General features: G+C 71.5%; 14 protein-coding genes. 5 read left to right on the top strand and 9 right to left on the bottom strand.

The window, feature by feature from the left end; translation table 11 throughout:
• Positions 1-54: 54 nt before the first annotated feature.
• Together A3G1_RS0115230 and A3G1_RS35015 are read left to right on the top strand one after the other, a co-directional pair.
• Entirely contained in the window at positions 55-309 is a 255-nt protein-coding gene (locus A3G1_RS0115230; RefSeq protein WP_018350343.1) for a hypothetical protein, read from the top strand.
• Positions 306-1,256 (top strand): HD domain-containing protein, encoded by a 951-nt coding sequence (locus A3G1_RS35015; RefSeq protein ID WP_018350344.1) that lies wholly within the window; start codon positions 306-308, stop codon positions 1,254-1,256. Before A3G1_RS0115230 ends, A3G1_RS35015 begins: the two co-directional genes overlap by 4 nt.
• An 87-nt stretch (positions 1,257-1,343) precedes the next feature.
• On the opposite strand, the gene A3G1_RS0115240 is transcribed toward A3G1_RS35015, so the two are convergent.
• Together A3G1_RS0115240 and A3G1_RS0115245 are read right to left on the bottom strand one after the other, a co-directional pair.
• On the bottom strand, positions 1,344-1,553 hold the full coding sequence (locus A3G1_RS0115240; protein WP_157641157.1) for a hypothetical protein: 210 nt from the start codon (positions 1,551-1,553) through the stop codon (positions 1,344-1,346).
• A gap of 222 nt (positions 1,554-1,775) precedes the next feature.
• The gene (locus A3G1_RS0115245; RefSeq protein ID WP_018350346.1) at positions 1,776-2,735 is read right to left on the bottom strand and encodes an aldo/keto reductase; all 960 of its coding nucleotides are present in this window, start codon (positions 2,733-2,735) and stop codon (positions 1,776-1,778) included.
• Positions 2,736-2,806: 71 nt separating this feature from the next.
• On the opposite strand from A3G1_RS0115245, the gene A3G1_RS35020 reads away from it, so the two are divergent.
• The 3 genes from A3G1_RS35020 to A3G1_RS35025 all read left to right on the top strand — a co-directional run bounded on the left by A3G1_RS35020 (position 2,807) and on the right by A3G1_RS35025 (position 4,858).
• Positions 2,807-3,217, top strand: coding sequence for a MarR family winged helix-turn-helix transcriptional regulator (locus A3G1_RS35020; protein WP_018350347.1), 411 nt, complete (start codon positions 2,807-2,809; stop codon positions 3,215-3,217).
• A gap of 73 nt (positions 3,218-3,290) precedes the next feature.
• On the top strand, positions 3,291-3,836 hold the full coding sequence (locus A3G1_RS0115255; protein ID WP_026212157.1) for an EF-hand domain-containing protein: 546 nt from the start codon (positions 3,291-3,293) through the stop codon (positions 3,834-3,836).
• The gene (locus tag A3G1_RS35025; protein ID WP_018350349.1) at positions 3,833-4,858 is read left to right on the top strand and encodes a terpene synthase family protein; all 1,026 of its coding nucleotides are present in this window, start codon (positions 3,833-3,835) and stop codon (positions 4,856-4,858) included. Before A3G1_RS0115255 ends, A3G1_RS35025 begins: the two co-directional genes overlap by 4 nt.
• Positions 4,859-4,864: 6 nt before the next feature.
• On the opposite strand, the gene A3G1_RS0115265 is transcribed toward A3G1_RS35025, so the two are convergent.
• The 7 genes from A3G1_RS0115265 to A3G1_RS0115295 all read right to left on the bottom strand — a co-directional run bounded on the left by A3G1_RS0115265 (position 4,865) and on the right by A3G1_RS0115295 (position 13,446).
• A complete protein-coding gene (locus tag A3G1_RS0115265; RefSeq protein ID WP_018350350.1) occupies positions 4,865-6,430 on the bottom strand; it encodes a nucleotidyl transferase AbiEii/AbiGii toxin family protein in 1,566 nt (521 codons plus the stop codon).
• Between the two features lie 12 nt (positions 6,431-6,442).
• Entirely contained in the window at positions 6,443-6,871 is a 429-nt protein-coding gene (locus A3G1_RS38595; protein WP_018350351.1) for a hypothetical protein, read from the bottom strand.
• 37 nt (positions 6,872-6,908) lie between these two features.
• Complete coding sequence (locus A3G1_RS0115275) at positions 6,909-7,559, bottom strand: hypothetical protein (protein ID WP_018350352.1); 651 nt, start codon at positions 7,557-7,559, stop codon at positions 6,909-6,911.
• A 10-nt stretch (positions 7,560-7,569) separates the two neighbouring features.
• Positions 7,570-9,954 carry an FHA domain-containing protein gene (locus A3G1_RS35035; RefSeq protein WP_018350353.1) on the bottom strand — a complete coding sequence of 795 codons (2,385 nt, stop codon included), beginning with the start codon at positions 9,952-9,954 and terminating at the stop codon, positions 7,570-7,572.
• 22 nt (positions 9,955-9,976) lie between these two features.
• Positions 9,977-11,812, bottom strand: coding sequence for a serine/threonine-protein kinase (locus A3G1_RS0115285; RefSeq protein WP_026212158.1), 1,836 nt, complete (start codon positions 11,810-11,812; stop codon positions 9,977-9,979).
• Between the two features lie 117 nt (positions 11,813-11,929).
• Complete coding sequence (locus A3G1_RS0115290; RefSeq protein ID WP_018350355.1) at positions 11,930-12,565, bottom strand: DUF2461 domain-containing protein; 636 nt, start codon at positions 12,563-12,565, stop codon at positions 11,930-11,932.
• 32 nt (positions 12,566-12,597) lie between these two features.
• Positions 12,598-13,446 carry a hypothetical protein gene (locus tag A3G1_RS0115295; protein ID WP_018350356.1) on the bottom strand — a complete coding sequence of 283 codons (849 nt, stop codon included), beginning with the start codon at positions 13,444-13,446 and terminating at the stop codon, positions 12,598-12,600.
• Positions 13,447-13,458: the final 12 nt, after the last annotated feature.

The following is a 13,458-nucleotide window of genomic DNA, read 5'->3' on the forward strand; positions in this document are numbered from 1 at the left end:
ACTGTAGGCTCGGCGATCAGCGATGGAGCATGACGGTTTTCCCGAGGGGGCACGGTGGATCACGTCCACGTCGCGGCGGAGATCGAGACGGTGCTGTTCACGGAGAAGCAGATCCTCCGGCGGGTCGGCGAGCTGGCCCGCAGCATCGAAGCAGACCACACCGGCAAGCCAGCTCCGTCCCGCCCGGTGGCCGCGCACCACGTTGGCTTCGACATCGGCGACCACATGATCGTCGGATACGGGCTGGACTACGCCGGCCGGTACCGCAACCTCCGGTGCTGTGCCGTCCTGGCTGGAGCCGCGTCGTGACCGGGGCGCTGGTGCCGACGCCGGGGCAGACCACGGGTAGCGGCGGCTCGTACACCGACGGGTTGTGGCAGGTCACTGTCCAGCTGCTCCCGGAGGAACTACGGATCCTGCGTGCCCCCGAGGTGCGGCGGCTGCACTTCGTCGCCCATGCCGGGGCCGCGCGGCTGCTCACCAACCAGACGTACAGCCGGCTCGAACACAGCCTCGGCACCCTCGCGCTCGTGGCGCACTTCGAGCCGGAGAACACCGGGCTGCGGCTCGCCGCGCTCCTGCACGACGTGGGCCACCTGCCGTTCAGCCACACCCTGGAAGGGCTCGGCGGCCTCGACCATCACGACCTCGGCCGCGAACTGATCGCCGGCCTCGCGCCCGAAGCGCTGGGATACCTGGACGGGCGGATTCCCAACCCGCTCACGGGAACACCGGGCCTGATGAACCTCGACCACCTCGACTCCTATGTCCGCAGTGCCCGGGTCAACGGCTGGCTGCCGGTCAGCGCGCCGCGCCTGCTGCGCGCCCTGCGCCTCACGGACCACGCGGTCGACACCGACGCGGGGACGGCAGACGTGCTGGCCGGCCTGGTCAGCGCCGAGGCCAGGTCACACGCCGCCTGGGACAACGTCGCACCGGTCGCCATGCTCAGGGAACTGTGCGGCAGGCTGGGCGAGGACACCGACTTCACCCGGCTCACCGACGACGAGCTCTGGGCACTCCTGGCCCGTGACCCGCGTACCCGGGACGGAGCACACCGGCTCCGCATGGCCCCGCACGAACTGGAGGCGCGGGCCGTACCGGAGGGCTCCCCCGACGCCAACCACGTGATCCGCAAGTACTACCTGTCGCCCCCGCTGGTCGACGGCCAGCGGGCCGGGTTCCCGGTCCTGGCCGCGCTCGACGGGCTGCCGCGCCATTTCCGGGTCGCCTGGCAGGACGCGGTTCGCGGCTAGGGCCGTCCTCAAAGGACCTGCGGTTCCCGGACGATGCCTGATGCGTCGTGACGGGTGACCGGCCTCGGCTGGATGGACCTGGAACCCTTACGCCGAGTCCGGGCGAGACTGGCGGATCTGCCAGCCGATCGCAGCCGCACCGGCCGCCACCGCCCAGGTCACGAGGGCGGCGCCGACCAGAGTCAGCCCGAGTACCTGCAGCGACGTGATCTTCTCCCAGTGGGCGATCTCGCAGTCGTCGCAGGCCCTGTACCGCCCCAGATAGAACACCAGCAATCCGAGTGCGAAGGCTCCCACGCCGACCCAGCCCATCCTGACAAGCCAGGGATTGAGGATAGGAACCGAGCCAGATGCAGCCATCACAACTCCCCACTGTCGACACTGAGCGGCACAGTAACAGCTCCGGCGAGCGCGGGTCGCCCCCAGACGCACTGGGGCTGAAGCTCATCACCTGACAGCACAGCGGGAACGGAGAAGCCCCCGGGCGGCCGAGGCAGCCAGGGGGCTTTCTTCACATGTCTAGTACCGCGCGCCGGCCGGGGGCTGGAGGGCGTCGAGTGCGGCCAGGTCCTCGGGAGTGAGCTTGAGGTCGGCGGCCGCGACGTTCTCCTCCAGGTAGCTGATCCGCTTGGTGCCCGGGATCGGCACCACGTACTCGCCCTGGGCCATCACCCACGCGATCGCGACCTGGCCGGGCAGCGCGCCGTGCCGGTTGGCGATGGCGCGGACCGAGTCGACCAGGGCCAGGTTGGCGGCGAGGGCTTCGGCGGCGAACCGGGGGTTGAGGCGGCGGCGGTCCTCGGGCTCCAGGTCGTCGACGGTGGTGATCCGGCCGGTGAGGAAGCCCCGGCCGAGCGGGGAGAACGGGATGAAGCCGACCCCGTTCGCCTCCGTCCAGGCCAGGACGTCGGCCCAGTCCCGCGTCCACAGCGAGTACTCCGACTGGATGCTCGCGACCGGGTGGATCGCGTGGGCCTCCGCCGCCTGCTCCACGGTCACCTCGGACAGGCCGATCTGGCGGACCTTGCCTGCCGCGACCAGCTCGGCGAACACGCCCCAGGTCTCGGCCAGCGGCACCTCGGGGTCGACCCGGTGCAGCTGGTACAGGTCGATGTGGTCGGTGCCGAGCCGCTGGAGGGACGCGTCGACGGCCGCGCGGACGTACTCGGGCCTGCCGTTGATCGTCATGGTCCGCTCCAGGGCCGGGCCGTCGCCGAGGACCAGGCCGGCCTTGGTGGCCAGGGTGACCTCGTCGCGCCGGCCCGCGAGCGCCCGGCCGACCAGGAGCTCGTTGTCGAAGGGCCCGTACACGTCGGCGGTGTCGATCAGGGTCACCCCGAGGTCGACCGCCCGGCGGATCACCTTGACCATCTCTTCCGGTGCCTGGGCCCCGGTCGAGTACGCCCAGGTCATGCCCATGCAGCCGAGGCCGATCGCGCCGACTTCGAGGCCGCCGGCTCCCAGTACACGCTGCTGCATCAGAACTCTCCTAGCTATCAGTGCCCTGTCAGTGCGCTGAACACTATCAGGGCCCTGATAGAGTCGCAACCATGCTGCTCGGTATCTACATCCGCCGCCTGGAACAACTCCTGGTCACCGCCAGGACCGAGGCGCTACGCGAGTTCGGGCTGACCGTCCCGCAGCACATGGCGCTGCACGTCCTGGCTGGCTCCCCGGGCAACTTCTCGGCGGCCCAGCTGGCCAGGGTCAGCTTCGTGACCCCGCAGACCATGTCGACGATCATCACGAACCTGGAGGCCAAGGGCCTGATCACCAGGGAGCCCTCCGAGGTGCACGCCCAGGTGCTCGTGCTGAGGGTGACCGAGACCGGGCTGGACCTCCTGCACCGCTCGCTGCCGAGAATGCAGGAGATCGAGGACCGGCTCCAGGCGTCCTTCACCGAGGCCGAACGCGAGTCCTTCCGCGAGTTCCTCACCCGGTCGATCGGCGCGCTGACCTGAGTCCCCGGCCGGTGCGCCGGCGGAATGTATGATCTTCCCGTTTTGTCGGATTTCACGAAACGGGGACGTGCGCATGCCGGCCGCACTGCTGGACACCAAGCTCTCACGCGCCTTCGGGCATCTGGACATCGACGGCAACGGCGTCATCGAACGCGATGACCTGCTCGCGCTGGGTTCCCGGCTGCTGGCCGGCTTCGGCGAGCCCCCGACCTCGACCCGCGGGCAGGAGGTCACCCGGACGCTCGACGCCTTCTGGAACACGCTCCTCGGGTACATGGACCTCGACGGCGACGGCATGATCACGCCGGACGAGTTCCACCGGGGGATGCGCGGCGCGTTCGTCGAGGGCAGCGAGTACGAGGCCATCTTCGACCCGGCGGCCCAGTCGTTCGCGGTGCTGTGCGACACCGACCACGACGGGGAGATCGCCGAGCAGGAATTCCTGGTGATGCAGCAGGCCTTCGGTACCGGCGCCAGCGAGGCACGCCAGGCCTTCACCCGGCTGGACCGCGACGGCGACGGCACGGTGACCGTGGCCGAGTACCTGGAGGCCGTCCGCCAGTTCTACACCGGCTCCGACGAGGACGTCCCCGGCAACTGGCTGTACGGCCCGCTGTGACCGGCACCGTGCCACCAGGGGCCTGGCAGCTACCGGTACGTGACCGGTGGCTGCCGGCCCTGGCCGCCCGGATGCCCGGCCTGCTCCTGCCGACCAGGATCCACCCGCAGGCACCCGCCATCCGGGAGGCGCTGGCCAGCTGGGCCGCGCGTACCGGGCTGGCCTGCGGTGAGCGGGAAACCGCCCGGCTGCTCGCCGCCGGGTACGACCGGATGGCGGCACGCGCGCTGTCCGAGGAACCGGTCGAGCGGGCCGTCCTGTTCGCCCGCTGGCTGGCCTGGCTGTTCGCCTTCGACGACGAGCTGGACACCGGCGCGTCCAGCCAGGACGCCGGCGCTGTACGCGCGAGGTACGCGATGGTCATGGCAGCGGCCAGCGATCCCCGCGGCCCGTTCGGCACACCCCTGGAGACGGCCTTCGCCGACCTGTGGCAGGTCACCAGTGCCCGCACCAGCGTGAGCTGGCGGGACCGGTTCCTGTCCCATATGGACGATCAGCGCGAGGCCTGGATCTCGGAGACCACGGCGCGCGCGGAAGCCCGGCCGCCGGGCCTCTCCGCGTACGGCGAGCACCGCCGCAGGTCAGCCGGGCAGTTCATCTTCGATCTGCCCGAGGCCGTCCTCGGGCTGGAGGTGCCGGCGGCGGTGCTGGCCACCGAAGAATGGCGGACGCTCACCGACGCCGCGAACGACGTCACCGCCTGGTGCAACGACATCGCGTCCCTGCCCAAGGAACTCGCCGCCGGGGAAGTCCACAACTACGTCCTGGTCATCGCCCAGGACCTCGGCTGCGGCATTCCCGAGGCCGTCGAGCACGTCACCGCGCACATCATCCGCCGCTGCGAGCAGCTGCCAGCCGTGGTGGCCGGCGTCGTCAGGCTGTGCGGCGACCTCGGCATGCCCGGCGGTGAGATCCGCCGGATCAGCCGGGTCGCCACGGCACTACAGGCCCTTCCTGGTACCCACATGGAATGGCTGCTGGAGTCGGGCCGCTACCACTCCGGGTCTCCGGTACCAGCCTGACCCGGCTCACTCCCAGCCGGGTGAGTTCGCCGCCAGGGCGCGGGCCAGGCGGCGCTTCATGGTGCGGGCCGTGCCCTCGCTGATCGACGGGTACTCGGCCTGGAAGTTGGGCCAGTCGACGTCCCAGGCGAGCACGGACTCCACGCCGAACCCGTCAGCTCGCGGGCCCAGCTCGGGGCGGATCAGGTCGCGGACGAGCGCCAGGCTGACCGGGGTCAGGCCGGCCAGCAGTACGGCGTCGTAGAGGTCCTTGCCCTGCGGGTACTGGTCGGTGGCCAGCCACATCAGCTTCCACGCGAGGGACAGCTCCGGGGTGGCGGCGAGGACCGGGGCCGCGATGCCCGGGATGGCCAGCGGGGCCGGGGCGAGCGGCAGCGGCTCCCGGAACACCAGGTCGACCTGCACGCTGCCGTCCGGCAGGCCCGGCACGCGGAATCCGAGCACGATCCGCCGGCCCTCGGCCCGCTCGTAGGTCCAGATGTCCTCGACCACGGCGTCCGTGCCGTCGACGCCGGCTCCGGGGTGGGCCCTGATGGCGGCGATCAGACCGGCGCGGAGGGCCAGCGCCTGCGGGTCGTCCGGGCCCAGGGCGTCCGGGAGCACGACGAAGTCGAGGTCACCCGGGTTGCGGGCGGCGTCGCCGAACCAGGCGGCCATGCACGCGCTCCCGCGCAGGACGAGCTGCCCGCCCTGCTCGGAACCGGTGAGGACGCCGAGGACGTGGCGCATCGCGGCCAGCCGGGCCGCCTGCCAGCGCTCGCCGGCCGGCTGGTCGGCGAAGGCCGGCTCCCCGGGCCGGTACGCGTTGGTGTGCTGCTTCATCGCCGGGTCGAACGCCATGCCCTGCGTGACACCCGGCTCCCCCGCGAGCGACCGGTACGTCTCCGGCAGGTTCTCCCGCCAGTGGTCAGCCGTGCCGGGTAGCCGCCCGTCGAGCTCGCGCTCCGGCAGCAGCCAGCCCACGTCGAGGTACTCGGCCGAGTCATGGACGACGTACTCCTCCTCGACCGCCAGGATCTCGTACCCGCCGAGCACCGCGAGCAGTTCCTCCAGTGTGGAGTGTGCCTCGGCCCGGCCCACTCCTCGGCAGCGCTGCGTCACGAACCACTCGCGGGTACCGTCCGGCCGCTGCCGGCGGGCGTTGCGGGACAGACGCGCCCCGTGCTGCTCGGCCAGCTCGGCCAGGTCGACGAGCCTGCTGGCCGAGGCGTCCGGCAGGAGGAGCTTGACGTGGTGCTCGAAGTACCGGCCCCGGGGTTCGTTCGCGGCCTCGGCGGCGTCGGCGGGCACGCCATCGTTCCACGGCGCGGCCTCGATCTTCACCCGGCGGATGTTGCCCGAGCCGACGCCGAAGCCGGCGAGCCTGGCCTTCCAGCCGTCGGCGAGCTCCATCATCTCGGCCAGGGTGCCGTGCCCGGTGGCCGTGATCATCGGCTGGTCGCCGGTCCTGCCCTCGTCCAGCATGATCCTGGTGTACTTCACGCCGTTACGCTCGGCGAAGACCGCCAGGTCCGTGGTCTGGTAGGCGTAGACGGTCAGGTGGATGTCGAAGTCGCCCCGCGGCTCGGTCACGCGCAGATCGTCTCACGCACCCCGAAGCGCTTCACGGTTACCAGAGTTTGTCGATGTCACCCGGATAGAGCGCGATTCTGGTGTGGTGAAAGGCTTCACGGCGTTCCTGGGCCGCCGGCGAGAAGAAAGCCCGGCTGGCGTCCCTCCGATGAGGACAGTGCCGGGCAGCAGGTCGGCCTTCGCGGTGACGACAGTGCTCAGCCCGCCGGCCTGGTACCGGTGCCCGCCGTGCTCGATCTCCTTGGTGAGGATGTCGAGGGCCGCCAGCACGGTGCCGCCGTCGAGCAGGAGGACGGTTCGCGGGCTCAGTACCGGATCATGCACTGTGAGCGGGGCAGGGCCAGCGCCAGGATCGGACGGCCATGCCTCCTCCTGGATCGCCCTGACCTGCACCAGCAGCGGGCCCGGCAGCTCGGCTTCCGGGCAGGACCTGATCTCCACCGGCCGATTATCGCTCCGGCGGCACCGTGTTTCTGTGTCAGGCACCGATCTCGGGCGTACCCGGGCCGACGATCTCACCCGTGATCGTGGACTGCCGGGCACCAGCGACGGCCGCCGCGAGCGGAGCGAAGGCCGGGAGCTGGAGGCCCTGCGCCCCGTAGATGATCCGCGCCGTGGCGACGGCGAACCACGGGGCTGCCGGGCCGTGCAGCATCAACGGCTCGCCGACCTCGTACCGGAGCACGAACGACCAGCGCGACAGGTCACACGCGAACTCGACCACCCCGTTGTGCCAGAAGCTCAGCCACCGGCCCATGTAGTCACACAGGAACCGCTCGCTGGTCAGGCTGGTCCGGACGTGGGCGTGGTCGCGCCACTGCACGGCGGCCATCGCCTCGGCCTTGCGCCGGGCGCTGGCGTTGCCGATCGCGTCGGCGGCCATGCCGGCGGCCACGAACGCCGTCGAGCCGAACCAGAACGAGTTGCTCTGGTTGTACGTGACGTTCATGCCGTACAGCCGCGAGTAGCCGAGGATCGCGTCGCCGTAGCGGATCTCGTTCGGCTGGAGCCGCAGCGCCGAGGGCGGGAGTACCGGGACGTCGCCGCCCGTTGCCAGGTGCTCGTACAGCCGGCAGGCGCTGACCCAGCCGTCGTTCAGCGCCGCGTCCAGCGGGTTCGCCTTGCTCATCGTGTCTTCTTCACCTTCCTGGCTCGTGGCGGCGGAGTGCCCAGCGGGTACCGAGGCACAGGAGCGCGGCCTGCGCGCACAGCACCCCGGCCGCCCACAGCCACGCGCCCGTCGAGTGCCGCCACAGCGCCTCGGCCGGCGGCCCGGCCATGATCGAGCGCAGATCCGTGGTCGCCGCAGCGGCAGCGTAGCCCCAGCGGGACGGGGAGAGCCAGGCGAGCTGCTCGACCCCGGCCCGGCCAGCCACCTCGAACAGGCCGCCGCTGAGCACGAGCTGCGCCATGACCAGGCCGACCAGCACCGGCATCGTCTGCTCCATCGTGGACACGTACGCGCTGACGAGCAGGCCCAGCACCGTGCAGGCCAGCGCGGTCAGCCACACCACCACGAACAGCTCTACGGCCGGCAGGCCCAGCACGAGCGCGTCCCGTGCCCCGGGCCGGCCGAGCAGCCCGAGGAAGACGAACAGCGCGGCCTGCACGGCGTTGACGATCGTGAAGACGAGCAGCTTGGAGGACAGGTACGCCCACGGGGACAGGCCGACGGCCCGTTCGCGGCGGTAGATGGCCCGCTCCCCCACCAGTTCCCGGATGCCGCCGGCCAGGCCGAAGAAGACCGCCCCGACGATCAGGACGACGAGGAGCTGCTGGGCTTCCGCGCTGCGGCCGAGCGGCCCGCCCGGCCGGGCGAAACCGTCGCTGCCCGGGATGATGTGCAGGAGCGCCGCGAGGCCGAGGGGCAGGCCGAGCAGCAGGGCCGCGTACATCCGGTCGGCGGCCGTCACGGCTGCCATCCGCCGGGTGAGGACACCGACCTGCCGCAGCCAGCCCTGCCGGGGCCGGGGCGCCGAGCCGGTGAACTCCTCCACCGGGGCCGCCGTGCCCTGCTCGCCCGTCCGGTTGGCGGCGAACCACTCCGCCCAGCCGTCCGGGTCGTGGTAGACCTGCTGGAACACGTCCGCGTACTCGGTGGCCCCGAAGAAGGGCAGCACGCCGTCGGGCGGGCCGTAGTAGGCGACCTTGCCGCCCCGGCCGAGCACCAGCACCCGGTCGCAGACGCTCAGGTGCAGCGGGCTGTGAGTGACCACGACGACGGTACGGCCCCGGTCGGCCAGCTCCCGCAGGCTGGTCATCACGTCCCGGTCGAGGGCCGGGTCGAGCCCGGAGGTCGGCTCGTCGAGGAACAGCAGCGAGGGCTCGGTGAGCAGCTCCAGCGCGACGGAGGTCCGCTTGCGCTGCCCGCCGGAGAGGGTGTCGATCCGCTGGTCGGCGTGCGCGGTCAGGGCGAGCTGGGCCAGCACGTCCTCGATCCGCTGGTCGCGCTCCGCCGGCGTCACGTCCGTGCCGAACCGCAGCGAGGCGGCGAAGCGGAGTGCCTTGCGGACGGTGAGCTGGCTGTGCAGGATGTCGTCCTGCGGCACGAGGCCGATCCGGTGCCGGAGGTCGTCGTACTCCTTGTAGAGGTCACGGCCCTCGTACCAGACCGCGCCGCGCTGGGCTGGCCTGCTGCCCGTGAGCGCGCCGAGCAGAGTGGACTTACCGGCGCCGCTGGGCCCGACGACCGCGAGCAGGCTGCACTCGGGCAGGTCGAAGGACACCCGGTCGAGCAGTGTCCGGCTGCCCTTCGCGATGACGGTCAGCGCCTCGGCGCGCAGGGAGACACGGCCGGTGTCCACGTACTCGCGGAGCTCCAGCCCGTCGAACACCATCTGGTGGTGGCCGAAGGAGAGGAGGTCGCCGGGCTGCAGGTACGCCTGGCTGACCTCCTGCCCGTTGACGAAGGTGCCGTTGCGGGTGCCGTGGTCGAAGATCCGCACGCCGGTCTGGTCGCGGATCAGGTCGGCGTGGTAGCCGGACACGAGCAGGTCACCGAGGACGATGTCGTTGTCGGGTGCCCGGCCGATCCTGGTCCGGGTCGCGACCGGCTGGTACCGCGCCGACGGGACCCGGCCAGCCTCGAACCTGAGCCCGACCGCCGAACTCGCGGGCACGGGAGCAGGCCCGGCCGGGGTCAAAGGCGCGTAGTCAGACGCAGCCGGTGCCGCGGGCAGGTGGTCCGGGCCGAGCTGGGTCGCCGGGGCCGGGGGTGGGCCGGACGGCGAGTCCGGGCGCAGGAGGACGGTCGGGCCGTCCGTCCCGCCCAGCCGGATCGAGCACGCCTCGACGACCTCGACCGTGGTGACCCGGCCGGCCGCGGTGTAGGTGCCGTTGCTGCTGCCGAGGTCGCGGAGCCGCCAGCCGTACCCGTCGTGGTGCAGCTCGGCGTGCTGCCGGGAGACCCGGGGATCGTCGATCACCAGGCGGCACAGCGGGTCGCGGCCGATGGTCACCACGCCGTCGGCCGGTGTGATCCGGCGTTCCCCGCCGGGCAGCCTGATCAGGAGCGCGTCAGTCATGCCGTCTCACCTCTGGTGAAGGTCACTTCGGGAGGCGGCCGCTCATCGCGGTCGCGATCTTGGTGAGGTCGGACTGGTAGCTGCCGTAGGACGAACTGCTGCTGCTCACGGCGACCTGGACGATGACCTGGCCCTGCCGGAAGAAGATGGCGCCCTCGGTGCGGTCGCCAGCGTTGTACACCGCGAACGACTCCTCACCGAGCTTCGGCACCGTGAACTGCTTCCACCCGCACCGTTCGGCCGTCGTCTTCACCGAGGCGAAGAACGGGGCTGCCGCCGTGCCGTAGAACCCGGCGACGGACGAGCTGACGTACGGGTACCCGGAGCCGCTGGTGTAGAAACTGTTCGCCGTGTGCGCGCCGATCGCGCTGCTGTTCACGCTCTTCTCGGCGCAGAGCGCGAGCTTGGTCAGCCCGCCGTGCAGCGCGCGGGAGTCGCTGCTCGCGTACACACCGGATTCCTTGATCTTCATCGCCGCGGCGATGTCGCCGACCGAGACCAGGACCGGTTCGAGGGCGGTGACGGCCGGCGGCGGGACACTGTGGTCGACGGGCGCCTCGGTGCCCTTGCCCTTGTCGGAGCTGCCGTACGTGCCGTCCGATGACGAGCCGGTCAGGTCGAACAGCGTGCTGACCCGGGAGAGGCAGCACAGGCCGAGGACCGCGATGGCCATGCCGGCCGCGATCCAGGCGATGACCTTGCGGCTGGAGGACTTCCCCGCAGGCGCGGGTCCGCCGAAGTAGCCGGCGGCCGCGTTGCCCAGGCTGGGCCCGGGTCCGGGGCCGAAGCTCGGGCTCGGCCCGGGACCGGGACCGAAACTCGGGCTCGGTCCAGGACCGGGGCCGAAGCTCGGCGGCGGCGGGGTCAGGTGCGGGGAGGACGAGGGCGGCGGGCCGTAGCCCGGTGGCGGGGTCAGCGGCGGCCGGCCCATCGAGGTCGGCGGGATCGGCGGCACCCCGGGCGGGAAACCGGCCGGGAGACCGGCTGTGGTCTCCGGCGGCGCGGTACGCAGCGCGCGCAGCCAGGTCGCCGCCGAGGCCGGGCGCGCGTCGGCCTGCACGGACAGCATCTGCAGGATGCCGCCAGCGACCCGGTCGTGGCCGGGACCGAGCACCGTGGCGAGCCGCTGCCCCATGCCTGCCGTGTCGCCGGGGATGGGCATCTCGCCGGTCAGTGCGTAGTAGACGGTCGCTCCGAGCGTGTAGCGGTCCGTCGCCGGGGTGTACTCGCCCCTGGCCAGGGACTCCGGTGCCATGAACGGCGCGGTGCCGAAGATCCGCGAGGTGGCGGCCGTGCTGTGGAAGCGGACGAGGCCGAAGTCGACCAGGTACACGCGGCCGTCGTCGGCGAGCAGCACGTTGGCCGGCTTGATGTCGCGGTGCAGGACGGTCGAGCCGCTGGTGTCGCGGCCGCTGTGGAGGTAGTCGATGGCCTCGGCGATCGGTTCGAGCGGTGCCAGGACTCCGAGGCCGCTGATCTGCCCGCCTTCGAGGGCTTCCTGGAGGCTGCGGCCCTCGATCCACTTCATGACGAAGTAGAGGCGGCGGCCGGTGGTCTCCCCGGCGGCCCCGGCGGCGTGCGGGGGCGCGCCGACGAACACCTCCTTGACCTTGACCAGCGCCGGGTGTTCGAGCTGGGTGGCCAGCGCGGCCTGGAGACGCAGCTCGTCCAGCCCCTGACCTGCCCGATCACCGTCCACGATATCGATAATCTTCACCGCATAGGAGAAGGGCTGGCCTCCGTGGTACTCGATGGCCTGCCACACCTCACCCTCCCCGCCGGCGGCGCGGCGCTGGGCGAGCTCGTAGCGGTCGGGGGCTTCTGCTGGTCCGGCGTAATGGCGATCTTCGTGCGGCACGCGCCCATCTTGCCAGCCGGGCGCAACACTGCACGTCCACACAGGACGCACAACGTGCCACACCGGTTGTCCAGTTCAGGCAGAAAACACCAAAATCATGATTTTGTACCCTCACCGTCACACGCTGGCGACAACCCATTCCACCAGCGGACGGAGCTTCGTCCAGCCGGCAGCCACCACACCGCCGAAGTCCTCCGCGGCCAGCACATCCCCGGCAGGCATGGACCGCCCGGCCGTCAGGTACTCGCGGCGCATGAGGTCGAGGCGGGGGTGGCCGGCGGGTACGCCACGCGGCCGGGTCTTCACCTGTTCCCCGCCCAGCTCGAAGCCGTCCTTCTCCAGCTTCGCGGTGATCGCGGCGATCTGGCCCCCGGTGGCCGTGTTGTCCACGGCCGCCCGGTAGCTGGCGACCTGGGCGCGGTCGCGGGCGTGGAACCCGGCGCCGATCAGCACGCCGTCCGCGTCGATCTGGAGGTAGTAGCCGACGCCCGGTGACATCTCGACGAAGCCGCCCTGGTGGAGCTTGTACGGGGACTTGTCCGCCGAGAAGCGGATGTCGCGGTACGGCCGGAACATCACCACGGAGCCGCCACCGAACGACGGTGCCAGCCGGTCCAGGAGTGCCCGCATGGGCTCCCGGACCGCCGACTCGTACTCGTCCTTGTGCGCGGCCCAGTACGCCTTCGAGTTGTCGGCCAGCAGGCCCTCGTAGAACGCGAACGTGCCGGCGCTGAACCCCGTCCCACCAGCCATGTCCTCAGCCTACGATCCGGCTGCCCGCTTTCTTATGATTCCGAGGTAACCAGCGCTGGCGCGCCCTCGCCGCTCACCAGGACGCGGTCGCCGAGCGGCTTGGCCAGCGTGACCTGGTACGGCGCCGACCGGTACACCATGCTGTAGGCGCAGCTGCTGCTCTTCTCGCCGGGTGCGGTGCCCTTCACGATCTTCTTGATCGAGACGACGGCGACGGCCTCCGACTCCTTGACCTCCGCCTCGTACGCGTACTCCGGGTCGCCCGGGCATGGCCGTTGCAGGGCCTCCACCTCGACGGTCAGCGTCGTGCCGGAGCTCTTCACCTTCGCGTAGGGGCTGGCTTTGACCGGGCCGGCGCCGGGCGGGCTCCAGTACTCCGGCTCCGCGAGGGCCGGCCAGGCGACCGTGATCTCGGCGGTCTCGAAGATCCAGGCCGGCAGGTCCCCGAGCCGGTCGTGCCGGAACGCCGCCGTACCGAGCCGCACCGACGTCACCTTCAGCGGCGTGACCTTGGCCGCCGGGGCGGGGTCCGGAACCTTGCTCAGCTGGGCCCACGCGTCCTGCGCGCTGCGCAGCGGGCGGCCGTCCGGCGCGTTCACCGGCCCCCTCGGCAACCCGGCCGCCAGCTCGAAGCTGCGGAGTTGCAGGGCGAGCTTCACGTTCTCCGTCTGGGACGGGTGGGAGACGATCACGAACGGGTCGGCTCCCGGCAGGTTCACGACCGGCCGGGGTTTCCTGCTGGCCGGGTATCCGGACCAGGCGGCCAGCGCGGCCCCCGCCGCCCCGCTGGCCTGCGTGCCCGGCGTCCCCGGCCCGCCAGGCATCGACGACCCATCGCCCGGCACGGTGCGGGCGCACCCGGCCAGCGCGAACAGCACCATCACTATCCATAC

This window comes from Longispora albida DSM 44784 (assembly GCF_000379825.1).
Lineage (GTDB): Bacteria > Actinomycetota > Actinomycetes > Mycobacteriales > Micromonosporaceae > Longispora > Longispora albida.

What these genes read in the sequence shown, in the direction of transcription:
- A3G1_RS35035 (WP_018350353.1), bottom strand. Translation starts at nt 9,954, where the DNA reads ATGACTGACGCGCTCCTGATCAGGCTGCCCGGCGGGGAACGCCGGATC.
- A3G1_RS0115295 (WP_018350356.1), bottom strand. Translation starts at nt 13,446, where the DNA reads ATGGTGCTGTTCGCGCTGGCCGGGTGCGCCCGCACCGTGCCGGGCGAT.
- A3G1_RS35020 (WP_018350347.1), top strand. Translation starts at nt 2,807, where the DNA reads ATGCTGCTCGGTATCTACATCCGCCGCCTGGAACAACTCCTGGTCACC.
- A3G1_RS0115290 (WP_018350355.1), bottom strand. Translation starts at nt 12,565, where the DNA reads ATGGCTGGTGGGACGGGGTTCAGCGCCGGCACGTTCGCGTTCTACGAG.
- A3G1_RS0115255 (WP_026212157.1), top strand. Translation starts at nt 3,291, where the DNA reads ATGCCGGCCGCACTGCTGGACACCAAGCTCTCACGCGCCTTCGGGCAT.
- A3G1_RS0115275 (WP_018350352.1), bottom strand. Translation starts at nt 7,559, where the DNA reads ATGAGCAAGGCGAACCCGCTGGACGCGGCGCTGAACGACGGCTGGGTC.
- A3G1_RS0115245 (WP_018350346.1), bottom strand. Translation starts at nt 2,735, where the DNA reads ATGCAGCAGCGTGTACTGGGAGCCGGCGGCCTCGAAGTCGGCGCGATC.